This is a genomic window from Selenomonas sp. oral taxon 136 (assembly GCF_001554015.1).
Lineage (GTDB): Bacteria > Bacillota > Negativicutes > Selenomonadales > Selenomonadaceae > Centipeda > Centipeda felix.
Genome location: NZ_CP014239.1, coordinates 1868447 through 1893754, shown reverse-complemented (window position 1 = coordinate 1893754; position 25308 = coordinate 1868447). Strand labels below are relative to the sequence as shown.

Annotated in this window: 23 protein-coding genes and 1 pseudogene; 3 read left to right on the top strand and 21 right to left on the bottom strand. The window is 55.8% G+C overall.

All coding sequences use genetic code 11. The features are described 5' to 3' along the window. Nucleotides 1-18 precede the first annotated feature (18 nt). From AXE86_RS09090 to AXE86_RS09040, 11 genes are all read right to left on the bottom strand, one after another. Entirely contained in the window at nucleotides 19-780 is a 762-nt protein-coding gene (locus AXE86_RS09090) for an alpha/beta hydrolase (protein WP_061946417.1), read from the bottom strand. Between the two features lie 196 nt (nucleotides 781-976). Then, nucleotides 977-1189, bottom strand: coding sequence for a preprotein translocase subunit SecG (secG, locus tag AXE86_RS09085; RefSeq protein ID WP_006691031.1), 213 nt, complete (start codon nucleotides 1187-1189; stop codon nucleotides 977-979). 196 nt (nucleotides 1190-1385) lie between these two features. Beyond that, the gene (locus AXE86_RS09080) at nucleotides 1386-2426 is read right to left on the bottom strand and encodes a 2-hydroxyacid dehydrogenase (protein ID WP_061946415.1); all 1041 of its coding nucleotides are present in this window, start codon (nucleotides 2424-2426) and stop codon (nucleotides 1386-1388) included. A gap of 64 nt (nucleotides 2427-2490) precedes the next feature. Next, nucleotides 2491-3375, bottom strand: coding sequence for a class II fructose-bisphosphate aldolase (locus AXE86_RS09075; protein ID WP_061946413.1), 885 nt, complete (start codon nucleotides 3373-3375; stop codon nucleotides 2491-2493). Between the two features lie 23 nt (nucleotides 3376-3398). After that, nucleotides 3399-3962, bottom strand: a complete 564-nt coding sequence (locus AXE86_RS09070) for a glycerol-3-phosphate responsive antiterminator (RefSeq protein WP_061946411.1) — start codon at nucleotides 3960-3962, stop codon at nucleotides 3399-3401. Continuing rightward, nucleotides 3955-5484 carry an FGGY-family carbohydrate kinase gene (locus AXE86_RS09065; RefSeq protein ID WP_061946409.1) on the bottom strand — a complete coding sequence of 510 codons (1530 nt, stop codon included), beginning with the start codon at nucleotides 5482-5484 and terminating at the stop codon, nucleotides 3955-3957. The genes AXE86_RS09070 and AXE86_RS09065 overlap by 8 nt, the downstream gene beginning before the upstream one ends. Before the next feature lie 22 nt (nucleotides 5485-5506). After that, nucleotides 5507-6262 carry an SDR family NAD(P)-dependent oxidoreductase gene (locus tag AXE86_RS09060; RefSeq protein ID WP_061946406.1) on the bottom strand — a complete coding sequence of 252 codons (756 nt, stop codon included), beginning with the start codon at nucleotides 6260-6262 and terminating at the stop codon, nucleotides 5507-5509. Nucleotides 6263-6270: 8 nt separating this feature from the next. Next, on the bottom strand, nucleotides 6271-7302 hold the full coding sequence (locus tag AXE86_RS09055) for a 2-hydroxyacid dehydrogenase (protein ID WP_061946404.1): 1032 nt from the start codon (nucleotides 7300-7302) through the stop codon (nucleotides 6271-6273). Between the two features lie 16 nt (nucleotides 7303-7318). Beyond that, on the bottom strand, nucleotides 7319-8581 hold the full coding sequence (locus AXE86_RS09050; RefSeq protein ID WP_061946401.1) for a PTS galactitol transporter subunit IIC: 1263 nt from the start codon (nucleotides 8579-8581) through the stop codon (nucleotides 7319-7321). Nucleotides 8582-8627: 46 nt separating this feature from the next. Next, complete coding sequence (locus AXE86_RS09045; RefSeq protein WP_061946399.1) at nucleotides 8628-8891, bottom strand: HPr family phosphocarrier protein; 264 nt, start codon at nucleotides 8889-8891, stop codon at nucleotides 8628-8630. Nucleotides 8892-9174: 283 nt separating this feature from the next. Beyond that, the gene (locus tag AXE86_RS09040; protein WP_061946397.1) at nucleotides 9175-10212 is read right to left on the bottom strand and encodes an IS30 family transposase; all 1038 of its coding nucleotides are present in this window, start codon (nucleotides 10210-10212) and stop codon (nucleotides 9175-9177) included. A gap of 230 nt (nucleotides 10213-10442) precedes the next feature. Between AXE86_RS09040 and AXE86_RS09035 the strand changes: the two genes are divergently transcribed. Further along, nucleotides 10443-11513, top strand: a complete 1071-nt coding sequence (locus AXE86_RS09035) for an IS30 family transposase (protein WP_061946395.1) — start codon at nucleotides 10443-10445, stop codon at nucleotides 11511-11513. A 79-nt stretch (nucleotides 11514-11592) separates the two neighbouring features. Here AXE86_RS09035 and AXE86_RS09030 read toward each other — a convergent pair whose 3' ends face one another. The 7 genes from AXE86_RS09030 to tpiA all read right to left on the bottom strand — a co-directional run bounded on the left by AXE86_RS09030 (nucleotide 11593) and on the right by tpiA (nucleotide 20693). Next, entirely contained in the window at nucleotides 11593-12888 is a 1296-nt protein-coding gene (locus AXE86_RS09030; RefSeq protein WP_198145313.1) for a hexokinase, read from the bottom strand. 2 nt (nucleotides 12889-12890) lie between these two features. Further along, nucleotides 12891-14234 carry a hemolysin family protein gene (locus tag AXE86_RS09025; protein ID WP_061946391.1) on the bottom strand — a complete coding sequence of 448 codons (1344 nt, stop codon included), beginning with the start codon at nucleotides 14232-14234 and terminating at the stop codon, nucleotides 12891-12893. Nucleotides 14235-14262: 28 nt separating this feature from the next. Further along, complete coding sequence (locus AXE86_RS09020) at nucleotides 14263-15357, bottom strand: DEAD/DEAH box helicase (RefSeq protein WP_061946389.1); 1095 nt, start codon at nucleotides 15355-15357, stop codon at nucleotides 14263-14265. Between the two features lie 169 nt (nucleotides 15358-15526). After that, complete coding sequence (locus AXE86_RS09015; protein ID WP_061946387.1) at nucleotides 15527-17662, bottom strand: DNA topoisomerase III; 2136 nt, start codon at nucleotides 17660-17662, stop codon at nucleotides 15527-15529. After that, a complete protein-coding gene (locus AXE86_RS09010; RefSeq protein WP_061946384.1) occupies nucleotides 17659-18018 on the bottom strand; it encodes a YkvA family protein in 360 nt (119 codons plus the stop codon). Before AXE86_RS09010 ends, AXE86_RS09015 begins: the two co-directional genes overlap by 4 nt. Nucleotides 18019-18287: 269 nt before the next feature. Next, the gene (gpmI, locus tag AXE86_RS09005; protein WP_061946382.1) at nucleotides 18288-19844 is read right to left on the bottom strand and encodes a 2,3-bisphosphoglycerate-independent phosphoglycerate mutase; all 1557 of its coding nucleotides are present in this window, start codon (nucleotides 19842-19844) and stop codon (nucleotides 18288-18290) included. A gap of 99 nt (nucleotides 19845-19943) precedes the next feature. Beyond that, nucleotides 19944-20693, bottom strand: coding sequence for a triose-phosphate isomerase (gene tpiA / locus AXE86_RS09000; RefSeq protein ID WP_061946379.1), 750 nt, complete (start codon nucleotides 20691-20693; stop codon nucleotides 19944-19946). Between the two features lie 42 nt (nucleotides 20694-20735). Between tpiA and AXE86_RS13385 the strand changes: the two are divergent. Further along, nucleotides 20736-20886: pseudogene (locus tag AXE86_RS13385) on the top strand (secretion protein HlyD). Nucleotides 20887-20891: 5 nt separating this feature from the next. Here the strand turns inward: AXE86_RS13385 and AXE86_RS08995 are convergent. Both AXE86_RS08995 and gap read right to left on the bottom strand, forming a co-directional pair. Beyond that, nucleotides 20892-22109: a phosphoglycerate kinase gene (locus AXE86_RS08995; protein WP_061946377.1), complete on the bottom strand. Its 1218-nt coding sequence runs from the start codon at nucleotides 22107-22109 to the stop codon at nucleotides 20892-20894. 151 nt (nucleotides 22110-22260) lie between these two features. Next, nucleotides 22261-23274 carry a type I glyceraldehyde-3-phosphate dehydrogenase gene (gene gap, locus AXE86_RS08990; protein ID WP_061946376.1) on the bottom strand — a complete coding sequence of 338 codons (1014 nt, stop codon included), beginning with the start codon at nucleotides 23272-23274 and terminating at the stop codon, nucleotides 22261-22263. 215 nt (nucleotides 23275-23489) lie between these two features. On the opposite strand from gap, the gene mtnA reads away from it, so the two are divergent. After that, a complete protein-coding gene (gene mtnA / locus AXE86_RS08985; RefSeq protein ID WP_061946374.1) occupies nucleotides 23490-24545 on the top strand; it encodes an S-methyl-5-thioribose-1-phosphate isomerase in 1056 nt (351 codons plus the stop codon). A gap of 132 nt (nucleotides 24546-24677) precedes the next feature. On the opposite strand, the gene AXE86_RS08980 is transcribed toward mtnA, so the two are convergent. Beyond that, complete coding sequence (locus AXE86_RS08980; protein ID WP_061946372.1) at nucleotides 24678-25307, bottom strand: DUF3226 domain-containing protein; 630 nt, start codon at nucleotides 25305-25307, stop codon at nucleotides 24678-24680. Between the last annotated feature and the right edge of the window lies 1 nt (nucleotide 25308).

The following is a 25308-nucleotide window of genomic DNA, read 5'->3' as shown; positions in this document are numbered from 1 at the left end:
TTTCCTCTTTTTTCGTTTCTACGATCTTCTTCCCTGCACAGCCTTCTCCAAAAAATCTGCCGTGTGCTCAAATACGCGCTCCCTGACCCCCTCGTCGAGCGGAAGCAGATGCCCCGCATCAGGGAGAATCACCGTCTCACAGTCCGTGCTTGCCACGTGTGCGCGCAGCTCCTCGGCACTCTTTGGATCCGCCGTATGGTCACGCGCTCCGTGGACGATCAGGAGCGGCGTGCGCACCTTGCCCAGCTCGCTGCGGGCAGCGGCGATCACATCCATCATCTCATGGACGGAGACGAGCGGCATACGCCGATAGGTGTTGTTCGCTCCCTGCGGGACGTTCTCCAGTTTGCGGCGCGCCTTCGGCACATAGCGACCGACGCTCGCCGCGCGCGTCGGCAGATGCTCGATCCCCTGCTCACGCGCAATGATCAGTGGCGCACCGAGGCTCACAACACAGGTGACCTCCGCCTCGACCGAAAGCAGCAGGGCAAAGATCGCCCCCATCGAGTGCCCCACGACGGCGATGTCGTCACACGCACCACGCAGAATCGCGTAGCCGTCACGCACAGAGTCCATCCAGTCCTCATGCTCCGTACGGCTGAGATCCTCTGCGGTTGTCCCGTGCCCCGCAAGTCGTATGGCGAGCACCGTAAAGCCGCGCGCATGAAGGTACTCCCCCATGAGTCGCAGCTCAGCGGGAAGCCCAGTGAATCCGTGAATGAGGAGGACCCCATGCCGTCCGCCCGGCAGAAAAAAAGGCTCTGCGCCCAGTAAATGCATGACGTATCCCCCTTTCACAAAATGATTCCATGCATCCCAAAATAAAGCCCTGCCCCGCAGAGCGGCAGCAGGGTTCATTCACTGATATGGTCAGAGAACACGATAAATTCAGCACCACCGTCTTGATGGATCTTTTTCCCGTACGCCGACGGAAAATCTACGCCAACCTGGCGGACTTCATCTGATCAGCGATTCCCTAACTCGACATCCGCGCAATGATGATCGTAATCACCCCGAACAGAATGGCAAACACGACCGTCACGCGTGCGAGCAGCGCATCCATGCCGCGCGCCTTGCCCGAAAACACCGTATCCTCGCCGCCGTCCAGTCCGCCCATACCGGCAGACTTTGCCTCCTGTCCGAGCACAGACGCAATGAGAATGATCGCAACAATTGCATCAAGTACCATTAAAAGTGTGAGCAAGAAAAAGCCCCTTCCTTCCAATATTTGTATTTTGTTATCATAGCACAGAGAGCCCAGCAGTGGCAAGCGAAATGTATCGGACGCAGGCGTTTTCACCACCAAAAGACTCTACATAAATTCAGTAAAACACAAAACTACTGCCGATAAACATATCTTGCTTATCGGCAGTAGTCGGGATGCCTTAATTGCGGATATTCACCATCTCTTCTCCGGTCAGATACCGTTTCAGATCTTCCAATCCGATCTCCACAGAGGTCATCATCGTATCGCAGGAGGTCCCTGCGAGATGACTTGTAAGCGTAATGTTGGAGAGCTGCAAATACGGGTGGTCTTTAGCCAGAGGCTCTTCATCATATACGTCGATCGCCGCGCCGCCGATTACATGATCCCTCAACGCCTCTGCCAGAGCCGTCGTATCGACCAGACCAGCACGCGCCGTATTGATGAGGTATGCCGTCGTCTTCATCTTGGACAGTTCATCCTTGCCGATGAAGTGCTCCGTCTTTTCCGAGAGCCTCAGATGAAGCGTCACTATATCTGACTGCCGCAACAACTCATCCAATGATACAAATTCAACATTATGGTCGGCAAACTTCTTCGGATCAGCATACGGGTCATGAACAATCACCCTGCATTCAAATCCCTGCAGGCGCATTCGCACGCGCTGACCGATATAGCCAAAGCCGATAATCCCGACCGTCATCTTGCGCATATCGTGAATGTAGCTCTGGTTATCGTACTTCTTGCACCATTTTCCTTCCATGAGCAGATGATGACTGCGCGCAATATTCTTGTTCTCCGCAATCATCATGCCGACGGTGAAATCGGCGACCGCATTCGCGCTGCGCCACGGCGCATTGATGAGCTTTACCCCCTTCTCTGTAAGCAGAGGAACGTCGGCATTCTCATACCCGCCACGCAGAACAGCGGCCACCTTGAGATTCTTCGCCTTTGCAATCACCTCCTTGTTGATGGACGCGACGTGCACGACCAGAATATCCTTATCTGCACAGTTTTCCAACAGAGCGTCGCAGGTGGGAGCGGCATCGATCCCCTTATGCTCGATGAGCGTCATGCGATCTGTAATCGGCCCCATCGCATACATATCTCTATCCTCGACAATGGTGAGCTCCGCTCCATACGCTTCCAATGCGCGCAGCTCTTCCATCATCTCCACGGTAATACCGCCGTCCGCAACGCAAAGAATCTTTGTTTTCTTCATAATCGACACCCCCGATTTCTGACAGGCTCCCTGCCAATATTGTGGCAGTGTCCTCCGCGTGCTCTCAAGCCTTTCCTGCCGAGCCGACCAGATCAATCTTCTGGCGCACGACCTCCTGCAATGCGGCGAGCGGTTTCTGATAAAGCTGATGTGGCCAAATCGCCAGATGCTCTGCGGTCTGCAGTTCCTCCTTGAGCGTGCCGTTGAACGCCGTCAGCATCTCGGAGAAGATGTTCAGCTTGCATATACCATTTGCGACAGATTTGCGAATCAGCTCGTCCGGCGTTCCCGAACCTCCGTGCATAACCATGGGTACAGTCGATATTGCATTGAGTTCCTGCAGGCGCTCAAAGTGAATCTTTGGCTTATGCACATAGAGTCCGTGCGCAGTTCCCACAGCGACGGCGATGCAGTCCACCTGCGTACGGTCAATGAAATCCGCCAGCTCGCCGGGCTGCGTCAGATAATCGTCGGGATTGTCGAACGTGTCCTTTTTCGCGGCGCCGATCTCGCTGCTGCCGACAATACCGTCCCCCACATGTCCAAGCTCTGCCTCCACCGTCACATCAAAGCGATGCGCATAGGCGACTACTTCGCTTGTCTTCTGAACGTTTTCCTCCAGAGGAAGCACAGAGCCGTCAAACATTACCGAGGAAAAGCCGCCGTCAATGCACTGTTTGATGAACGGAATATCTACCGCATGGTCAAGATGGATGGCGACGGGCACCGATGCGTTTTCTGCAATTCTCCGCAGATAGCCGAGCCAGTAGGGAAGCCGCCCCCCCGCAAGATCGACGGTCAGACCCATCAGAATGACCGGCGATTTCTTTTCTTCTGCGGCCTCAGTGACAGCCATTGCCATATCAAGGTTGCTCACATCAAACGCGCCGACGGCATATTTGCCCGTTCGCGCATCTGCCAGCATTTTCTTCATGTTTACCAAAGACATATAGATCCTCCTCTTGCCCCGCTTCAGTCATCTGCATTCCAATCCCACATCGCCTGCGTACTCGTCATAATGCCGTCGAACCCTCGCTGATAAAGCCTCTGTGCAAAATCAGCCCGATTGACGAACCCACTCGCAAAAATCTTGCCGGAAAACGCCTTTCGAAACTCGTCAATGAAATCGTATGCACAGACTGCAGGTCTGAGCTCGATGGCATCGGGCTTTGTCACTTCAATGGAGCGGAAAGCCATCTCCAAAGACAGAGAGTCCAGAAGTGCAATCCGCCAAATGGTCTTTATGCCGACAGCCTTTGCTCTACTGACCTGATATACATTCGAGCCGATGACGGCATCCACCTTATAGGCCTTCTTCAGCATCTCAAAGGCGATCGTATCCGTCGCGAGGCCGCCGATGAGCTCATGGTTGACAACAACTTCCTTTCCGTGTTTATGGCATAGTGTCGTCAGCTCGGCGAGGTTACCGATATGAGATACCGTACTCAGCAGAATCTCGTCCCGCCCCGACTTCAGCGCCTTATCCAGATTCCGTATGTCCCGCACGGACGGGATCAGCACAAATGACCTAGCCATCCTGCTGTTCACCCCAATATTGCAGTAAATGACGGTTCAAGCGCTGCCACTCCGCATACCTTTTTTGATAGAATGCCGCTTTTTCCGGATTTGGAACGACCGGCGGCTTCAGCTTGACCGAACGGGCGAAGGCTTCTTCATAGCTCTTGTAGACGCCTGCGCCGATGCCGGCCACGATGGCAACGCCATGCGCCCCCGTTTCGTCGCATTCCACGATTTCGACAGGAAGCCCCATCGTATCGGCAAAGATCTGCGTCCACACAGGGCTTTTTGCCATTCCTCCCGTCAATCGGATGAGAGTTGCAGGCAAACCGGCAGCAATGAGGAAGTCAATGTGATGTTTGTGAATGAACGCAATTCCCTCGACCACCGCATAGCACAGTTCGCCGTAGGACGTATGCGTATTGACATTACTGAATCCCGCACGCGCATTCACGTGAATGCTGGGCGATGCAACAAACGGCTGGAAATACGGCGTGTCCATCGTCGGCTCCGCCTTCCGAATCCACTCGTTCAGCACGTCATAATAGTCGCGCTGCTCATAGACGGCTGTCAGCCTCGCCTTATCCCCGAGCACATGATGGAACCATTCATAGTTCGTCGCAGATGCCCCCGTATACGAGCAGTTCAGATATTCGTTCTTGTGAATGTAGGGCATATTGCTCGATGCATTCGGTATGACGCGACTTGAATGCGTTTCGTTGATACACCACGAGCCGGCAATGGATGTAATCACGCCCTCTCCCGTTGCACCTGCTCCGACAAGACTTGCCAGAATATCCATCATGCCTGCGGCGATCGGCGTTCCCGCTTTGAGTCCGGTCAGCTCGGCGGCCTCCTCCGTCACAGTGCCGACAATCTGCTCGGGACTTGAATACAGTGTCGGCAGTTTATCAAACATCTCCGGAATACCGTAGAGCTCCATCAGTTCTTCCGAGTACTCCATCGTATCCATATCGACCATGAATGAGCCGCCGATGATGTTGAGATCCGTAGCGAACTTGCCGGACAGGCGGTACATCAGATAGTCCTTGAACATCAGTACGCTGCCGATTCTGTCATAAACGGCGCGCTCGTGCTCTTTGTACCAACGCAGGATCGGCCCCGGCTCTCCCGCAAATAAGGTTCCGTGCACCATGCGGTTGATCTTCTCATAGGTTCCCTCCCGCTGATACAGTGCGAGGATATCGTTGGCACGATAGTCCTGCGAGAAGCATCCCGGTGCGATCGACCAGCCTTTTTCATCGAGAAATACAATGCCGTTGCCAAAAGAAGTAATTCCTATCCCGGCGATATCCTCTGCCGAAACGCCCGCCTTCTCAATCGCCCGCTTAATACACTGAGATACCATGCGCCAGAGCTCATCGACGTCGAATTCCTCAAATCCTCTGCCGCGCGGGGCCAGATGCATACGCTCAGAACTTTTTGTCGACGACGAAGCGACCACCTTTCCTGCCTCGTCAAAAATGACCGCCTTGCTCGATGTGTTTCCGGCGTCGATTCCGATTAAATACTTTGCCATGACAACCCCTCCTTTCGATCATCTACCGCATCAGCATACCGCCTGTAGCGTCCAACGTGATTCCTGTCAGATAATCCGCTTTGTTCGAGCACAGGAACAGGATGCTGTACGCAACCTCCTCCGGCTCTGCGACTCTTCCCAGCGGAATTCGCTTGCAGTAATACTCTCTACGCGTTTTCAGCGCCTCGTGAATCATGGGCGTATCCATGATCCCGGGCGCAACCGCATTGACGTTGATGCCATGCGACGCAAGCTCGCGGGCAAGCGACACTGTGAAGGATACCAGACCTCCTTTGGACGCTGCATAGTGCGCGTGTCCCGTGGTCGACCCGGCGAACGCTGCCTGCGATACGACATTCACGATTTTCCCCGGCTTCTTCTGCGCCGTCAGATACCTCGCAAAATCACGGCACAGGACGAATGGACTAATCAAATTGACCTCTATGGTGTGCCGAAAGGCCTCCTCCTCCATATCGAGAACATAGGCCTGCGGCCAGATTCCTGCGGCATTGACGAGTATATCCAGCGAGCCGAATGCCGCAAGCGCCTCACGCACAACATTGCTGCGGTCGCTACCGCTCAGATCACAGGCAATTCCTGCGGCTCGTATTCCGTATCTGTCTTGCAGTTCAGATGCGAGTGCGGCGCAGTCATCCCCATGTCGACTGACTGCGATGACATTCGTCCCCTCCTGTGCAAAGAGCTCGCATGTCGCCCGCCCGAGCCCCTTCGTACCTCCGATTACGAGCGCATTCCTACCCTGTAATCCGAAATCCATAGTACACCTCATTTCTGCTGCACAATGCAGCGCGATGTCAGATCGCCGGAGAGTGCACCCTCCATCTCACGCGCGAGCAATACGGGCGAATGCAGGAAGGCATCCACCGTGCCTCCCGCCAAATGCGGCGTGATGGTAACATTGTCAAGGCCGACGAGGGGATCATCGCTTGGGAGCGGCTCATGCTCAAAGACATCGAGCGCCGCGCCCTGAATCCGCCTCTCCTTCAGCGCCGCATACAGAGCCGCTTCGTCAACGAGTCCGGCGCGCGCCGTGTTGATGAAATATGCCGTTGGCCTCATCAGGGAGAAGGCGCGCGCGTTCATCATCCCCTTTGTTTCGTCGGTGAGGCGGCCATGTATGGTCACAAAATCCGACTTTTCCAGCAGCTCATCCAGTGAAACGCGCGCAACATAGTCCGGCAATTTGTCCGCATACGGATCGTAACCGAGCAGATGCACATCGAAGCCATACAGCCTCTTTGCAACCTTTCGGCCAATCTGCCCCATGCCGATGATGCCGATCGTCTTGTCCTCCAGATCGGGAACCGTCGCGGCGTTCGCATAGTCGCGAACCCAACGCCCCTCCTTCAGATTTGCATGGGCTCGCGCAATATTGCGGCACTCGCTCAGAATCATGCCGACGGTGAAATCGGCGACAGCGGTCGCATTGCGCCCCGGCGTATGGTAAACGGTGATGCCTTTCTGCGCCGCATATAATACATTTACATTTTCATAGCCGCCGCGCAGAACGCCGATGAACCGGAGCTTCGTACAGGCATCGAGAACCTTCTTTGTAATCGGACAGAACTGCGTAATGAGAATCTCCGCGTCGCGCAGCTTCTCGATGAGCGCATCTGGCACATCATAGACCTCGCTGCCATGCGTTTCCACCTGCAGATTGATTCCCTGCAGCTCCTCATAGTCCTTCAGCGGCCAGTCAACGACCTCGATCTGTACACCCTTCTCTCGATAGCCCGAGAAACCTGATTCTATATACGACGCCGGTATTAAGAGGTCGCCAATCCCAATGAGTTTCATAGACTCAACATCTCCTTTATTTCCCGATCAACTCGCCCAACTTGACCAGCGCCCATCCTGCGGGCGTGTTGTAGGACGATACCAGATTGCCCAGCTCCGTTGACGTTACATTGCTCGGCAGCCTCACATTCGCCTGATCTGCCGCCACACCATAGATGCCCGACAGATTACTGCCCGCATAGAGCGCAATCGTCACAATAAAAAGTCCCGTGATAAAGATGCGGAACATATTGCGCTTGCAAAACGGTGCCACCATGGAGATAACGAACACGATGGATGCAAGATCGACAAACGGCAGCATACGATTTCCCGGCAGAATGATCGAGATAAAAAGCGCCGCAGGAATGAGCAGCAGCCCCGTCGCGATAATGCACGGCTCACCGATCAGGAGCGCCGTATCCATGCCAATGTTGAATTCCCGTCCGGGGAAAATCTTCTTCAACACCGTCTCCGCCTGATCCCGTACGATCATAACACCCTCCACGGTGATCTCGACCATCTTCGGCAACAGGATCATGACGGCAGCCACTTGAACCGCAAGGAATGCGCACTGTCCGATGCCCCAGCCGGCAAGAATGCCCATGCCCGCGCCGAGAATCGTGGCGAGCGTGATCGGTTTTCCGAGAACGCCGAGTTTTTGGATGACGCCCTCCGGACTCAGATTGATCTTGTTGAGCCCCGGTATCCGTTCAATAACAGCGTTGACCAAAATTCCGATGGGAACATAGATGCCGCAGGTGGCATGAACGAAGGCAACGCCCTTGATGTTGTACATTTTCTGAATTGCCGGAGCTGTTTTATCCGCAATGATAAAAGCAATCAGATAGAGCGTCAGGGCAGCTGCCGTTCCTAGAGCCAGACTTCCCGTTTCATAGTAGACCATGGAGCCCGGCAGAAGAATCAGCCAATAGTTGAAAATATCAATGTTTAAGATCTGCGTTCTCTTCAACGCTAGTAGCACCATGTTCAAAATAATAGCGCCCGGAACGACCATCGGGATCAGAGGCGAAGACCATCCGATCGCGGCGCTCGTCGCCCATCCGGCATCGATGACTGTCAGACTCGCACCAAACCGTTCGACCATGTCCTCCGATGCAGGTCCCAGACTGTTCAGAAGCATGGATACAATCAGGTTAATACCAGTGAAGCCCACGCCGACTAACATGCCCGCTTCAAAGGCTCTGCCGACGGACAATCGGAAACAGATCCCCAAGATAAAGAAGATCACGGGCATCATGACAGTCGGTCCCAACGCCAAAATTTGATTCAAAAACTCCATGATTGTCACCTCGATATCAGATTCTTTTTACCCGATTTGTCAGTTCTCACTGATAAATCTCCTTCGCAGCCATCATTCCGGCCAAGGTGTATACTGCTGCGTTTTCCTCTTCGCCGGAAGCCTCAACCGTGACTTCAGTACCACATGTGATGCCAAGACCCATGATCTGTAGCACATCCGTCGCCTTTGCCGTCTTGCCGTTCGCATGAAGAAGGATGTCCGCGTGAAACTTCGATGCTTTTTCGGCAATCAATACAGCCGGACGGGCGTGGAGACCGGAGGCATTTTCCAAGGTGATGGTCACTTTCATATTTTTCCCTCCTTTCCGATGGGAGCACGCAACCCTACGGTCTCCCGACAAATAAAAAACGGTATTAAGAGACAGGCTTGCACCTTATCTCATAATACCGAATTCGTCTACATACTTCAGTAATTAAACTATTTTGTTGTCAAGAATACTCCCTTTTCTTAATTGCTATAATTTTATCACATCTCTAAAAAATACGCAAGAAGAATTTTTACAAATCGCATAAAAACTAACACGCCTAAATTGCAATATCAAATCGGACAGTAGAGCATAACAGAATCAAAAATTATGGGTGAAGATTTTTTAGCGCGGCATCGAAGCGCTCTTGTGGCGTCTCATAACCTAGAATTTTACGTGGCAGTGAATTGATCCAACCCTCTACGCGCTGCACTTCTTCCTCGCTCAAGTTCGTCATATCCATGCCCTTCGGAATGAAATACCGAACGAGGGCATTCTGCTTCTCGTTCGTTCCACGTTCCCAAGGTGCGTAAGGATGAGCATAGTACACCTTCGCCTCTGGAACAGCTTCTTGCAGACGAGCGAACTCGCTCCCATTGTCGCAGGTGATCGTACGAAATACCTGTGAAAATTGTGCCCCATAGAGCTCTCTTAGTTTGGCAATCCCCTCGGCAACCGCCTCTGCGGTCTTTGCACGAATCTTTATAAGGTGTCTCTTTCGCTTCTTACGTTCATCTGCGGCAAGCAGAACAGGATCCGTTCCCTTTTTCCCGACGATGGTGTCAAGTTCCCAATTTCCAAAGGTGGAGCGTTCGTCAACAAGAGGGTCACGGCGGTCAATACTCTCACCGAGCGTCCTGCCGTCGTCATGGTTCTTTTTCTCTTTGCGCTTACGACGGCGTACCTTCTGTCGCAGGTCGATGTTTTTGACCTTGAGCAGCCCCATCGCAATGTAGTTGTAGATGGTCTTTGTGCAGACAGACACCTCGAACAGATTCATACGCTTGGCACGCCCGCAGATTGCATCAGGAGAGTGTTTGTCTTTGAGAATGGCGTTTTCTACATACCGGATGAAGTCCTGTGCAGCATTAAATTTGGACGGTTTTCCGGAGTTCTCACGATTGCGCTCATAGCGCATTTGACCGGACTGTGCAAAATACTGCTCATAGTACGTCCAATCGGAACGCTTCTGCGCTACCGTGCCGCGCTTTATTTCCTCGTACAAGGTGGAGCGGGCGATGCCAAGGTCTTTGGCGATTTTCACCTTGGGGACACCGAGACGCAGCATCGCTTCGATCTGCCCGCGCTGATAGGCGTTTAAGTGCTTGAATGTGCGGCGTTTTGTGGTAGAATGAGTGTGGGACATACAGAACCTCCTGGTAGTGTTTGTGCAAAGATATTTTACCGGATTGATTCTGTATGTTCTGCTTTTTTATGTGTCCAATTTCATTTCACAATGAACCTCGCTAATATTTTGATGATATTGCTGTATTGCGTAAGTTGTAAAATAAATTGACGCAAAAAGTTCCATTTTGCAAACGGTTCAGTTAAACTTTTAGTCACAACACAAAAAGAAACTGAAAGTGAGACTGCAAAATGGAACAGAATCATTGTACTACAAAAACAGGGAAATGGAAACAGCTGACGGAGCGGGATCGGTACAAAATCGAAGCCTATTTCCAGGCCGGGTTAAAGCCGCAGGAAATCGCCGCGTACATTGGCTGCTCCAAGCGTACGATTGAGAGGGAGCGGCGTCTTGGAATGACAGCACAGCTCAAACCTGCGACAAAGAATATCAAGACCTGCGGAGACCTGCAGGTGCAGTGGGTGTATCTTGCCGATGTAGCACAAAGACGACACGAGGAAAACGCTGCTCGTAAAGGGCGGGGGCTGAAAATCGATAAAGACCACGCGCTTGCTCGACACATTGAACATAAGATCAAAACAGAAAAATGGTCTCCTGCGGCAGTTATCGGTGAGCTCTGTCAACGCGGCTGGAGCTATGATGTCCGCATTTGTGTCAAGACCCTGTATAACTATATCGATCAGCAGCTGTTTCTCGAACTCACAAACGACGACCTCCTCTGCAAAAAGAATCGAGACAAACAGACAGAAAACAGCAGGCGCGGCGTTGCGTGGAATAACCGGGACGGGAAAAGCATCGACGAGCGCCCTGAGCCGGTGAATCGGAGAGAGGAGTTCGGACATTGGGAGATTGACTTGGTCGTCGGTCGCAAAGGGACAAAGCCGGTAATTTTAACATTGGTCGAACGGCAGACGAGGAAATCACTCTATGTTCTGATAAAGAACAAGAGCCAAAAAGAGGTGCTGCAAGCACTTCGTCGGTTGCAGCGGCGCGTCAAAGGAGACTTTACGCACGTATTCAAGAGTATCACGGCAGACAACGGGTCAGAGTTTTTGGATGGCGAAGGAATGAAGCGTGCCGCCAAATGCGGCGAGGTATATTACGCGCATCCGTACAGCAGCTGGGAGCGTGGAAGCAACGAAAACGGAAATCGGATGCTGCGCAGGTTTCTTCCCAAGGGAACGGACTTCAGCAAATTGAAGCCGAAGGAACTGCAGCGGATCGAAGATTGGGTTAACAACTATCCGCGCAAAATTTTCGGATATAAGTCAGCAAATGATATGTATGCTGCGATGATATAACTCGCTAAAAGTTTAACGGGACCTCGCGACAATTAAACTTGCAATTTGCCAAAACTAACACGTGATGACAAATATCTTGTTATCTCTTCTCTCCGTGCTCCGTCATCGCCGCCGCGAGTGCCGCGCCGAGTCCCGAGCCGCCGCACGAGAGGAAGGTGTCTGCCTTTGCTGCGTCCTCACCGAGAAGCTCGGAGAAGGCGCGCATCATGTTCTGCTGCACGAGCGGCATCTTCTCATATATCGAGCCATCCACGGCAATGTGCTGCGGACGCATTTCTCCGCTTCCCGTGATCTGCCACAGCGTTCCGACGAATGTCGCTGCGATGAGCCGCACAGAACGGGCAACGACGGCATGTGCAAGGTCACGCACGCATACGGCATCCTGCACGGAGAGCTCCACTCCCGTCCGCGTACGAACAAGGGCAGTGGCAGTCTCCCCGCCCGTATCTGCCAGCATCCGACTGAGGTCGATGCTGGTAAAGCCATACGTGCATCCCTCCTCGCCCAAGAGCTCCGCGAGAGCCATGGCAAAAAGCACGCCCATGCAGCGTCCGGCAGCCATCTTCTCAAGGCGCTGCTCGCCGGGCTTTTCCGATGCCGCATCAAGTGCTGCGTCAAAGCGGTTCGGCACAAGCTTGCGGAAGCCTCCCGACTCCATATTGAGGATCATCGGCGGCTGTGCCGTCCCTGTATATGGTTCCAAATAGCACGTGTTGTACCCCGCCGCATAGACTGCGCCGATGGCGGTATCACCCTTTACGTAGGCGGCGGCGAGCAGGACAGCGACCGTATCGTTGATGACGGCGATCGGCGTGACGTTCGTCAGCCCCTGCCGCACGAGTGCCTCCCATAGAAGATCGTTGACCGCCTCGCCCTCCACGCCGCGCGCCGCGAACCCCTTTGTCCAGATGACGAGGCGTGCATCGTTGATGTTCGTCTGCCGCGACGGAAAGGAGAAGGTATGCCCAAGCAAATACGGCGTCTCGTGATCGCCGCCGACCGTCTCATCAACGAGTGCCGCGATGAAATCGAACATCTCCTTCCCCGTCGCCTCTGGACCGATGAAGTCATAGATGCCGTCCACCTTCAGGGGTTTTGCCGCCTGGGAAAGGACGTCGTACTTTCCATTTCCCAGGAGACGGTAGAGCACAACGCGCACATTGGTCCCGCCGAAGTCCAGTGCGAGATAGTCGCCGCGCTCCTCTCCTGTCGGCAGTCCAAGATAGGACGGCAGCATCCGCAGGGAGGAGTCAGGGGAGCCCATGAGCCCAAGCCGCATATCCTGCCGAAAATCTGCCGCCACTTCACGCAGTTCCTCTGCGTCAATCGTAAAGGCATTGACAATCCCATCATACTGTGCACGGTCAAACGCCACTGTCATTTTCCTCCATGTGCGGCCGGCAGCTCCTGCACCACAAGCATCGTATGGGAAAGGCGAACGAGTACGCGCGTGATGCGGATGCCGTCTACCTCCTCCACATAGAGCAGTGCACCCTCGTGTGCCGCCATTTGCCCGACGCGCGGTGCCTCACCGAGCTGGTCATACAGCCAGCCGCCGATGCTGTCCACATCCTCGTCCTCGATGCGTATGCCGAGAAGATCGTTGACCTCCTCAAGGAGCAGCTTCGCATCGATGGAGCAGATATCGAGATCACGCCACTCGACACTCTCACGCTCGACATCGAATTCATCACGGATGTCGCCGACAATCTGCTCGATGATATCCTCGACGGTCACCATACCCGCCGTCCCGCCATACTCATCGACCACGATGGCAAGCTGCGAGCCCTGCTCCTGCATCGTGCGCAGAAGGATACTCCCGTCCATGCTCTCTGGCACGATGAGCGCCTTGCGAATATAGCGGCGCAGGTTCAGCTGCTCACCGCGCATGAGCGGTGCCAAGAGATCCTTGACATGAATAAATCCGATGATATGATCTTTATCCTCATAGCAGACCGGGTAGCGTGTCTGCTGCTCCTCGAGGATGGTCTTGATGCGCTCCGCGGGCGAGTCATCCAGATAGAGACAGATCATATCCGTGCGCGGCACCATGATTTCACGTGCATTCAGTTCCGTAAAGGAGAACACCTTGTCAACAAAGTCCGCCTCCGTGCTGTTGATGAGTCCCTGACGATAACTCTCCTTCATCAGGAGGCGAATCTCCTCCTCCGTATGGGCATCCTCGTTTTCGCCTTTGGCCTCGTAGCCGAGCTTGCGGCTGATATGATTGGCCACCGTGTTGAGCACCCAGACAAAGGGGCGCATCACGCGGCCAAAAAGTACCATGGGAAAGGAAATCGCGAGAAGGATGCGCTCCACGTTGGCAATCGCCATCGACTTCGGCGTCAGCTCGCCGAGCACGATGTGGAGCGAGGTGATGAGGGTAAAGGCGATCGCGAGCGCGACCGTGTGCCCGACCTCATCAGGGAGTCCGACGCTCTGCGTGACAGGCAGGATCAGCACGGCAATCGCCGGCTCACCCACCCAGCCGAGGCCAAGTGAAGCAAGCGTGATGCCAAGCTGTGTCACAGACAGCGAGGAATCGAGATGATCGGTCAGCTGTTTGGCGTATTTCGCGCGGCTGACACCCTCGGCGATCAGGGTCTCCAGACGTGACGGACGGATTTTGACACAGCAGAACTCTGCCGCGACGAAGAACCCATTCATGAAAATCAGAAAAACAACGAGCAGTAAATCGAGTAGTGTGGGCAATATGTCCACGAATCAAGGCCTCCTTTGGGAAGGAACATCAATTGATCTTTTTCAAATCAAGTTTCATGCGGACAGCGAGGGCTTTCAGCCGCTCCACTTCCTTCGCATCGACAAGCGAAATGACTGTGCCCTCCTTGCCCGCGCGTGCCGTCCGCCCCGCACGGTGACGATAGGTGCGCACGTCCTCGGGCAAATCGACCTGAACGACATAGTCCACATCCGCGATATCCAGGCCGCGCGCAGCAAGATCGGTGGAGATGAGAAGCTGTACACGCCCCGTGCGGATTGCATTGAGAGCCGCGCGCCGCTGATCGCGCCGCTCGCCGCCGAGCAGGGCGGCAACACGAATGCCTTCGTACTGCAGCTTCTCTGCCGCTTTTCCTGCGTCAAAGCTGCGCCCGACAAAGACCAGTCCCCGCCGAATCGGCAGGCGGCGCGTCAATTTCTGCACAGCCTTTATTTTATCACGAGACGGCACAATATGATAGTAGTTTTCACACGTCGTCTCCTGCACTGCCACACGGATGATGCGCAGGACGCAGAGTTCCTCTGCCGCATGCACAGCCGCCGCAGCCGCTGTCGCCGAGAGGAAGAGCATCTGCCGCTCACGGGGCAGGAGGTGCAGGACCGTACGCACCTCCGCACTGTGCTGCTTGTCGAGGAGGCGGTCGAACTCATCGAGCACACAAAGGCGCACTTCCTGCAGTTTCAGTTTGCGGAGGCGGTGCAGCTCCACGATGCGCGGCGCAGAGCCGACGATGAGCGCCGGCTTTTTCTTCAGCGCGTCGATCTGCCGCTGTACATTTGCCCCGCCGATAAGGGCCTGCACGCTGACAGAGAGCCCTGCCGCCTGAATGAGATCCCGCGCGGCGCCCGCGATCTGCATCGCGAGCTCATGCGTCGGTGCGAGGACGAGTACCTGTGCCGCGCGCACGGCGGGGTCAATGCGCATGAGTGCGGGCAGGAGGTAGGCGAGCGTCTTGCCCGTCCCCGTCGGAGCCTCGCCGATCAGGTTCTCGCCTGTGCACGCGGCAGGAATCACCTCCCGCTGGATCTCCGTCGGCTCCGTGATGCCGCGCGCAGCCAGTGCCGCCGCGAGCGGCTCGGGCACGCCAAGTAATGTAAAGTCCATCGTATCCTCCTGCAAACCAGATCTAAATGTTAGGGAAACACGGATAAATTCGACACAGCCATCTTAGCGCATTCGCTTGGCAGTCCGCGTTTCCCAAAGCCTCCCCCGCCGCTGCGGGGGGGACCGCTTGCGGTGGTGGGGGCGACATGAGCGACAGAGGAGGCTCACCTTACTGGTCAAAAAACAGCGCATCCATCTCCGCCTGCTCATCTGCCGTCGGTGTGTAGCTGCGGCGCGCCGTCATCGCGGCGGCAGGGGGATGTGCCCCCATCCCGTCCGCAGAACCGCGTGGCACACGCCGTCCCGCAAAGTTCGGCTTGCCGCCCGCATCATCCGCCGTCATGCGGCACTGCGGGAACGCCGAGCAGCCCCAAAAATCGCCGTGCTTTCCCTTGCGTTTCAGCATGACGCCGCGCCCGCAGGCAGGACAGGGTATCCCCTCGCTTCCCGTGATCTGCGCCGTCCGTGCCGCTTCGCAGAGATCACGTGCGAATGCCGCCTGCCCCGCGAGGAATTCCTCGGGCGTCCCCACGCCGTCCGCCATCGCGTGCAGCTGATCCTCCCAGATCGCCGTCGCATCGGGATACGTCATCGTATCGGGCAGCGCATCGATAAGGAGATATGCCTCCGCCGTCGGCGTCAGCACCTTCTTCTTTCCCGCAGCATGGAGGAATTTGCGGCGGATGAGATCCTCGATGATGCTCGCACGCGTCGCCTCCGTCCCAATGCCGGACACATCGCGCAGCATCTTTTTCGCCGCCTCGTCCTTGACGTACTTGTGAATCTCCTTCATCCCCTGGAGGAGCGTCGCGGGCGTAAACCGTGCGGGCGGCTTTGTCTGCCGCTCCTTCGTCTCTGCCGAGACGAACGCCGCCGCGTCGCCCTTTTTCATCGGCGGGAGTACCGTACTCTCCTCGTCCTCCTTCTCCGCATCCTCGGACTCATTCTTCCCCGCACGGTACATCGTGCGCCATCCCGCCGTACGTTCCGTACGTCCGCGCGCCGTGAACGTCTCACCGTGATGCGTCACCTCCGCCTTTGTCTGATCGTAGACATAGTTCGGACAGAACTGCGCAATGTAGGCACGCGCGATCAGCTCGTAGATATTGCGCTCCACCGCCGTGAGCCGCGCGAGGTTCACGGGCACGGTTGTCGGGATGATCGCATGATGTGCCGAAATCTTTGCGTCGTTCCACGCACGCGACTTCTTCGCAGAATCTGCCGCCTGTGCCCACGCCGCAAGCGGCGTATCGGGGAGCGCGGCGAGATTGCCGAGAATCTTTGCCGCATCCTTGTGCTGACTCACGGGCAGATACTCTGCATCCGAGCGCGGATAGCTGGTCAGTTTTTCCTCGTACAGCTTCTGTACCGTATCGAGCACCTGCTGCGGTTCATAGCCGTAGCGTTTGCCTGCGAGCACCTGCAGTGCCGAGAGCGAAAAGGGCAGCGGCGGCGGCTCCTCCTTTTTCTTGCGCTCATACTTTGTCACCACGCCGTCTGCGGGCGGCTCGCCGAATGACGCAGCAGCAGCATCTGCTGCTGCCCGATCCACGAGGCGCCCCTCAGGATCGAGCGGCGTACGCTCCTCCGACGGTTTCCACCGCGCACGAAAGGGCTCCCCTGCCTCTGTGCGGAACAGTGCATCGACAAGATAGTAGGTCGCGGGCGTAAAGTGCTCGATCTCGCGCTCCCGCCGCACCACGAGTGCCAGCGTCGGCGTCTTGACCCTCCCGATGGGCAGGACGAGCCGCGCATGCCCGGTCCGCCGCGCCGCGAGCGTATAGGCGCGTGAGAGATTCATCCCGATGAGCCAGTCCGCACGCGCCCGTGCGAGTGCCGAGAGCTTCAGCGGAAGGAAATCCTCGTTGTCGCGCAGATCATTCAGCGCATCGTGAATGCTCTTATCGTCAAGTGCATTGATGAGAATACGGCGCACGGGCTTTTCGTTGCCGAGGAAGTCCAGCACCTCATCCACCAAGAGCTGGCCCTCTCGATCAGGGTCGCCGGCATGCACGATCTCATCGGCACGCGCGATCAGCCCTTTCACCACCGCGAACTGCTGCGCCGCGCTCTCATTGACAACGAGATGCCACTCCTTCGGCAGGATCGGCAGATCCTCTGCACGCCAGCGTTTCAGCGCAGGGTTATACTCCTCCGGCTCCGCCTGACGCAGGACGTGACCAAAGAGCCACGTCACCACGCCGCCGCCCGTCTCGATCCATCCCGCCCCCTTGCGATGCGGCGCAGGCAGACACGCGGCAAGCGCGCGGCCGACGCTCGGCTTCTCCGCGATGTAGAGCCTCATGAAAACACCTTGATGAGCGCCCAGATGAAAATGACCATCCACAGCACCATCAGAATGGATGCGCCAATGAGCAGCCACGTGCCGTAACGCTCCACGCGACGCTCGCCCTCCGTGCGCGTATGCGCAGGCAGCATGCGGATCAGCAGCGACGTCGCCACAGGGAGGATCACCATATCATCCACCGCCCCCACGAACGGAATCGTATCGGGGATGATGTCCACCGGACTGATGAGATAGAGCAGCGAGAGTGGAAAGAGAAATTTCACGACACGCGGCGTATCGCGCTGCAGCATTGCGTAGAGCAACAGGGCGATGTTGTGCCGCATGGCGCGCAGGAGAACGAGAAAGCGCAGCATAAAGACCTCCGATCATGAAATGAATAGATTTAGTATACCATTCCGCCCGCTCTCTTTCAAACGAAAAAGCTTATTGTACGCCCCCGATCGACTCGCTGCGCTCGCCGCCTCCCCGTAAGCGGAGGAAGCGGCGATGCAATGATGATCTAACGCCTTCCCCGTGGTCACGGGGAAGGGAACCGCGCAAGCGGCGGAAGGGGCGCACAAAGAAAGGCACTGTACGAAGCAAACACTTCGCACAGCGCCCCTACCGACGAAACAAAATGGTCTTACTTCAGCGTCACGAGCGGTTTGCCCGTCATCTCCTTCGGAATCGCAAGACCTGCGAGTGTGAGGAGTGTCGGCGCGATGTCGCAGAGCGCACCCGTGTGGATATCCTTCACGCGGTCAGAAACGACGATGAACGGTACGGGGTTCGTCGTGTGCTTCGTAAACGGCTGATTGTTGTCGTAGTCCCACATCTTGTCTGCATTGCCATGATCCGCGGTAATACAGACCTCACCGCCGACCTCGCGGATGGCATCAACGAACCGTCCGACGCAGGTATCCACCGTCTCGACCGCCTTGACAACTGCCGGGACAACCCCCGTATGTCCGACCATGTCGCAGTTGGCATAGTTGAGGATGATGAAGTCATACTTGCGGGACTTGATCGCCTCGACGACCTTGTCCGTGACCTCGATCGCACTCATCTCGGGCTGCAGATCATAGGTCGCCACCTTCGGCGAATGCACGAGAATGCGATCCTCCCCCTTGTACGGCTGCTCGACACCGCCGTTGAAGAAGAATGTGACGTGTGCGTACTTCTCCGTCTCCGCGATACGCAGCTGGGTATAGCCGAGATCCTGCACGTACTGTCCAAACGTATTGTCGATCTCCTCGGGCGGGAACGCCACGAGTGCGTTCATCCCTGCCTCGTACTCCGAGAACGTTGCAAAGGGGATCTTCAGCGACTCGTCGCGTGCAAAGCCGTCGAACTTTGCATCGACAAAGGCATGTGTGAGCTGACGCGCACGGTCGGGACGGAAGTTGTAGAAAATCGCACCGTCGCCGTTCTTCATGCCATGATAGCCCTCGACCACGAACGGCACGACGAACTCATCCGTCACGCCCTCCGGCTTCTCGCTCGTATCCGCATACGATGCAAGCAGCCCTGCCACAGCGGACTTCGCCACCGTCTTTGCCTTCGCGTGGGCAATTGCCTCATAGTCGAGCTGCTCGCGCTCCCAGCGCTTATCGCGATCCATAGCGTAGTAACGCCCGCTGACGGTAGCGATCTTGCCGACGCCGATCTCCGCCGCCTTTTTCTCGACTGCCTCGAGGTACTCCTGCGCACTCTTGGGCGGCACGTCGCGCCCATCGAGGAAGGCATGAATCCAGACCTTGGTCAGCCCCTCGCGCTTCGCGAGCTCGAGCACGGCAAAGAGATGATCGTCGTGACTGTGCACGCCGCCCGGGGAGACCAGCCCCATGACGTGCAGTGCACCGCCGTGCTCCTTGACCCCGTGCATGATGGTGAGCAGCGCCTTGTTCTTGAAGAAGTCGCCGTTCTTGATGTCACGCGTGATGCGCGTAAGCTGCTGATAGACGATGCGCCCTGCGCCGATGTTCGTATGTCCGACCTCGGAGTTGCCCATCTGCCCGTCCGGCAGACCGACGTACTCACCAGATGCCTGGATTTCCGTATGCTGGAACTCCTTCATCAGGCCATCGAGCACAGGCGTCTTTGCTATCGCAATGGCATTGTACTTCAGATCGTTTGGATCGCCATCGCCGAATCCGTCCATGATAATGAGCGCAATAGGCGCGTTCTTAAGTTTTGCCATAATATTGACATCTTTCTAAGAGCTTTCGCTCAAAACTCGTATGGCGCTTCATTTCCGCTGAGCGGAAAATCCACGCCATACAAAATGAGGGTACGTTCATCAGAAATTCACGATTGCCGCGAAATCCTGTGCCTTCAGCGAGGCGCCGCCGACGAGTGCACCGTCGACATTCGGCTGCTGCATGAGATCCTTGATCGTCGCCGGCTTGACGCTGCCGCCGTACTGGATGCGGATCGCGTCGGCTGCCTGCGCATTGAACTTCTTCGCGACGGCCTCGCGGATCGCCTTGCAGACCTCCTCTGCCTGCTCGAACGTTGCCGTCTTGCCCGTACCGATCGCCCAAATCGGCTCGTAGGCGATGACGAGCTTGCCTGCCTCGTCCGCCGTAAAGCCCTCAAGCGCGGCGTTAATCTGCGCAACGACGTGCGCGATATACGTACCCGCCTCGCGGATGGCAAGCGACTCGCCGCAGCAGATGATCGGCGTGATGCCTGCCGCGTATGCAGCACGGGCACGCTTGTTGACGCCCTCATCCGTCTCACCGAAGTAGTCGCGGCGCTCGCTGTGTCCGAGGATGACGTAGTCTGCGCCGATCTCCTTCAGCATATCTGTCGAGATCTCGCCCGTATAGGCGCCGCTCTTCTCCCAGTGCACATTCTGCGCACCAATGTGGATGTTCGTTCCCTTGACCGCATCGGCGACAGCGGCGAGTGCCGTTGCTGTCGGGCAGGCGACGACCGTGACCTTTGCATCCTTGACGAGCGGGATCAGCTCCTTGACGAGTGAAACGCCTGCGGCGATCGTATTGTTCATTTTCCAGTTTCCGGCGATAATCGGAGTCCGTGCCATAGTTTTCTCCTTCTGTATCAAACGTAAGGAATCGCTGATAAAATGAAGTCCGTCAGATTGGCGTAGATTTTTTCGTCCGAACGAGGAGGCAAACCGGACACATAGCAGAGGCTATGTGGAGGATTTGCCGACGAAGTACGGGCAAAAAAGATGCGCTAAGATGGCGTGGCTGAATTTATCAGTGCTTCCGTAAATGTCTTACTTGTCTGCGATGGCCGCGATGCCCGGCATCTCCTTGCCCTCAAGGAACTCAAGCGTCGCGCCGCCGCCCGTCGAGACGTGGGAGATCTTGTCCGTCAGCCCCGTCTTCTTGAGCGCCGCGATGGAGTCGCCGCCGCCGACGATGCTCGTCGCGCCGGCCTCAGTCGCATCCGCAACCGCCTTGGCCACTGCCAGCGTGCCCTTTGCGAACTCGTCGCACTCAAAGACACCCATTGGCCCGTTCCAGATGATCGTCTTTGCCCCCTTCAGCGCATTGACGTATTCCTCGGAGGTCTTCGGACCGCTGTCGAGTGCCTGCCAGCCATTTTCGACCTTGTCGACATCGACGATCTTGACCTTGCCCTCGGCCTTCCACTTCGCCTCGTCGGCAAGCGGGAACATATTTGCAACGGCAACGTCGAGCGGAAGGACAACCTTGACCCCCTTTGCCTCCGCCTTCTTGAGGAGGTCACGGGCGAGATCCATCTTGTCCGGCTCACAGAGGGAGTCGCCGATCGGCAGTCCCTTCGCCGCATCAAAGGTATGGGCCATGCCGCCGCCGATGATGATCGTGTCGACCTTCTCGATCATATTGCTGATGACACCGATCTTGTCGGAGACCTTCGCCCCGCCGATGATCGCAACGAACGGATGCTGCGGCGTCTCAAGCGTCTTGCCGATGTAGTTGATCTCCTTCTCCATCAGGAATCCCGCGACCGTCTCGATGTACTTTGGCACGCCTGCATTCGAGGCATGCGCACGATGCGAGACACCGAACGCATCGTCCACAGCGACATCGGCGAGTGACGCGAGCTGCTTTGCGAAGGCAGGGTCATTCTTCTTCTCTTCCTTGTGATAGCGCAGGTTCTCGAGAAGCAGCACCTCCCCCGGCTTCAGTGCCGCCGCGAGCTTTTCCGCCGCGGGGCCGACGCAGTCGGATGCCCACTTGACCTCGCGGCCAAGGAGCTCCGCGAGATGCTTCACGAGATGCTTCGTGCTGAACTTATCCTCGCGTGCCTCGGTTGGGCGGCCGATGTGGCAGGCGATGATGAGTGCCGCACCGCCGTCGAGGAGATAGTTCAGCGTCGGCAGCGTACGCACCATGCGCGTATCATTCGTGATGTTCATCTCGGCATCGAACGGGACGTTGTAGTCCACGCGGACAAATACTTTCTTCCCCTTGACGTCGATATCCTTGATTGTCTTTTTGTTCATGCTGTCTCCTCCATAAAGGAATCGCTGAATGGATCAGTGCTCCCTAAAAAGAAACGAGGTCCGGCCCAAACATCGGCCGGACCTCGAAAGATCGTATGCTGAGAGAGTGCAGAAAAGACCTCTGCCCACCCAAGAAAACAATGTTTACTTATCAGCCGAGTTCAGCAAAGTACTTGATCGTGCGAACCATCTGGCTCGTGTAGCTGTTCTCGTTGTCATACCAGGAGACAACCTGGACGAGCGTATTGCCGTCGCCCGTATCGCTGACCATCGTCTGCGTCGCATCGAAGATCGAGCCATAGGTCGTGCCGATGATGTCGCTGGAGACGATCTCGTCCGTATTGTAGCCGAACGACTCCGTCGCCTCTTTCTTCATCTGTGCGTTGACCTGATCGACTGTGACCTTGCCCTCGACCACTGCGTAGAGGAGCGTCGTCGAGCCCGTCGGGGTCGGAACGCGCTGTGCCGAGCCGATGAGCTTGCCGTTGAGCTCAGGGATGACAAGACCGATCGCCTTTGCTGCACCCGTCGAGTTCGGGACGATGTTGACTGCTGCTGCACGGCTGCGGCGCAGGTCACCCTTGCGCTGCGGGCCGTCAAGCGGCATCTGATCGCCCGTATAGGCATGGATCGTCGTCATGATGCCGCTCTTGATCGGAGCGAGATCGTTCAGTGCCTTTGCCATCGGTGCAAGGCAGTTCGTCGTGCAGGATGCCGCCGAGATGACCTTGTCCGCCTTCGTCAGCGTCTTGTGGTTGACGTTGAAGACAATCGTCGGGAGATCGTTGCCCGCAGGAGCAGAGATGACGACCTTCTTTGCGCCGGCCTTGAGATGTGCCTCAGCCTTTGCCTTTGCCGTATAGAATCCCGTGCACTCGAGGACGACATCGACGTCATGCTTGCCCCAGGGGATCTGCGAAGCATCCGCCTGTGCATAGATATTGATCTTCTTGCCGTTGACCGTGATGGAGTCCTCACCGGCCTCAACGGAATCTGCATACTTATAACGACCCTGCGTGGAGTCATACTTCAGGAGATGGGCGAGCATCTTCGGGCTCGTCAGATCGTTGATTGCGACGACCTCATAGCCGGGCGCATCGAACATCTGACGGAAGGCGAGACGACCGATACGACCGAATCCATTGATAGCAACTTTTACTGCCATTGAAATACCCCCTGTGTGTCCCTATACAACATGCGCCGCAGGGCTTTCCTGCCGCGCGCTCATTACGCTTTATATTATAAACCATTCCCAATAAAAGTCAAACCATTTATCCTTTGATTGGCACTCATTTTCATGATTTCTTGACGGAAAATACTTGCAAAGCCTCGTGAATTTTCGCTAAAATATGACTATAGAATTACGAAAAGAGGCACACAATGAACACAAACATCCTCGCCATGGAAACCGTCGCCCTCGACGACAGCGAACACGCCCTCGTCATCATTGACCAAACAAAGCTCCCGAACTGCGCCGAATACCTCCATCTCAAAACACAGGGCGAAATCTGGACGGCCATCCGTGAACTGCAGGTGCGCGGTGCACCTGCCATCGGCGACGCCGCTGCCATCGGCATCTACCTCGCCGCACTCGAAATCGACACCGAGGACTACGACACATTCGCGTGCCGCTTTCACGCGGCGTCCGACTACCTGAACTCCTCTCGCCCCACCGCCGTCAATCTCTCATGGGCACTGAACCGTATGGAGCGCATCGTCAAGGCCAACGCGGGGAAATCCATCCAAGAGATCCGCAGTCTCCTTCGCGATGAAGCGCTCCACATCAAACAGGAGGACATCGACATCTGCAAAAAAATAGGAGAGCACGCGCTCACCCTCGTAAAGCCTGGCGACGGACTCCTCACTCACTGCAACGCAGGCCAGCTCGCCACCGCCAAATATGGCACTGCCACCGCCGTCATGTACCTTGGACACGAAAAAAGCTACAACTTCCGCATCTTTGCCGACGAGACACGCCCCCTACTCCAGGGCGCGCGCCTCACCGCGTATGAACTCAGTGCGGCTGGCATGGACGTCACCCTCATCTGCGACAACATGGCAGCCACCGTCATGAAAAACGGCTGGATCGACGCCGTCTTCGTCGGCTGCGACCGCGTTGCCGCCAACGGAGATGCAGCGAACAAAATCGGCACCTCCGGGGTCGCCATACTCGCCAAACACTACGGCATCCCCTTCTACGTCTGCGCCCCCAGTTCCACCATCGACCTCGCCACCCTTACTGGGAGCGACATCCAGATCGAACAGCGTCCACCCGAGGAAGTCACCGACATGTGGTACAAAGAACGCATGGCACCAAAGGGCGTGAACGTGTATAACCCTGCGTTTGATGTCACAGATCACGAGCTGATTACGGCGATTGTGACGGAGGAGGGGATATGGAAGGAAGGCAGACTGCAGGAATCATTGCTAACATAAAGGCTGTCAGATTAGCGCAATTTTTTCATTCTATCAAGGAGGCAAATCGGACGCCTAGCGGCACTATACGAAAAATCAAGTGTAAGAAGAGTGGCTGAGATAGCCGTTCTGAATTCATCAGTACTTCCCCAGCTATAAAGCCTCCATCATACGGCAGATATCCTTCATCGCCTTAGAATCCCAATCCCACGCTCCTGCTTTAGCGGCTTCACCAATCTTCATCCCAACGTATTTGTTCTTTACAGACAGATATGCATGCACTCTGGATTTATGTTCATGTGACAACTTTTCTATCTGACTCGCAGTGTCCAAAAATTCATTCACCGCGTCCATATATTCATCATCTACTACTGTTTCAATGCACAAATCCTCCAAAGTCCCATGGCTTGCTCCCATGTGAGGCAACAATATAATTCCTACACGGATTTTCTGACCAGACGGCATATCGCCCGAACAAAAACGATATGAATCTTCAGGGCAAGGAAAATGATGTTCTCTAAGAGCTCCTCCAATACTCCTCATCGCATTGACAGCAGATTGCTCTGCATCTCTGACAATCAAAAGGCTGCGTATTGTGTGGAAATGCTCCAGTTTTTTCCACGTTCCAATAAAGGCAGTTAAATCTTTAATTCCGCCAAAATCGACCACTTGGACATTGTCAATCTTATATGCTTCAAGTGCCTGGATAAAAAAATAATACGCATCACGTCCTTCCACCAAAATCTGCTTGTTATATTTTATTTGCAGTCTCTCCCGCTCCACC

Excerpts from the sequence above, each read along its gene's own strand:
- AXE86_RS09090 (WP_061946417.1), bottom strand. The coding sequence starts at position 780 with ATGCATTTACTGGGCGCAGAGCCTTTTTTTCTGCCGGGCGGACGGCAT.
- secG (WP_006691031.1), bottom strand. The coding sequence starts at position 1,189 with ATGGTACTTGATGCAATTGTTGCGATCATTCTCATTGCGTCTGTGCTC.
- AXE86_RS09080 (WP_061946415.1), bottom strand. The coding sequence starts at position 2,426 with ATGAAGAAAACAAAGATTCTTTGCGTTGCGGACGGCGGTATTACCGTG.
- AXE86_RS09075 (WP_061946413.1), bottom strand. The coding sequence starts at position 3,375 with ATGTCTTTGGTAAACATGAAGAAAATGCTGGCAGATGCGCGAACGGGC.
- AXE86_RS09070 (WP_061946411.1), bottom strand. The coding sequence starts at position 3,962 with ATGGCTAGGTCATTTGTGCTGATCCCGTCCGTGCGGGACATACGGAAT.
- AXE86_RS09065 (WP_061946409.1), bottom strand. The coding sequence starts at position 5,484 with ATGGCAAAGTATTTAATCGGAATCGACGCCGGAAACACATCGAGCAAG.
- AXE86_RS09060 (WP_061946406.1), bottom strand. The coding sequence starts at position 6,262 with ATGGATTTCGGATTACAGGGTAGGAATGCGCTCGTAATCGGAGGTACG.
- AXE86_RS09055 (WP_061946404.1), bottom strand. The coding sequence starts at position 7,302 with ATGAAACTCATTGGGATTGGCGACCTCTTAATACCGGCGTCGTATATA.
- AXE86_RS09050 (WP_061946401.1), bottom strand. The coding sequence starts at position 8,581 with ATGGAGTTTTTGAATCAAATTTTGGCGTTGGGACCGACTGTCATGATG.
- AXE86_RS09045 (WP_061946399.1), bottom strand. The coding sequence starts at position 8,891 with ATGAAAGTGACCATCACCTTGGAAAATGCCTCCGGTCTCCACGCCCGT.
- AXE86_RS09040 (WP_061946397.1), bottom strand. The coding sequence starts at position 10,212 with ATGTCCCACACTCATTCTACCACAAAACGCCGCACATTCAAGCACTTA.
- AXE86_RS09035 (WP_061946395.1), top strand. The coding sequence starts at position 10,443 with ATGGAACAGAATCATTGTACTACAAAAACAGGGAAATGGAAACAGCTG.
- AXE86_RS09020 (WP_061946389.1), bottom strand. The coding sequence starts at position 15,357 with ATGGACTTTACATTACTTGGCGTGCCCGAGCCGCTCGCGGCGGCACTG.
- AXE86_RS09015 (WP_061946387.1), bottom strand. The coding sequence starts at position 17,662 with ATGAGGCTCTACATCGCGGAGAAGCCGAGCGTCGGCCGCGCGCTTGCC.
- AXE86_RS09010 (WP_061946384.1), bottom strand. The coding sequence starts at position 18,018 with ATGCTGCGCTTTCTCGTTCTCCTGCGCGCCATGCGGCACAACATCGCC.
- gpmI (WP_061946382.1), bottom strand. The coding sequence starts at position 19,844 with ATGGCAAAACTTAAGAACGCGCCTATTGCGCTCATTATCATGGACGGA.
- tpiA (WP_061946379.1), bottom strand. The coding sequence starts at position 20,693 with ATGGCACGGACTCCGATTATCGCCGGAAACTGGAAAATGAACAATACG.
- AXE86_RS08995 (WP_061946377.1), bottom strand. The coding sequence starts at position 22,109 with ATGAACAAAAAGACAATCAAGGATATCGACGTCAAGGGGAAGAAAGTA.
- gap (WP_061946376.1), bottom strand. The coding sequence starts at position 23,274 with ATGGCAGTAAAAGTTGCTATCAATGGATTCGGTCGTATCGGTCGTCTC.
- mtnA (WP_061946374.1), top strand. The coding sequence starts at position 23,490 with ATGAACACAAACATCCTCGCCATGGAAACCGTCGCCCTCGACGACAGC.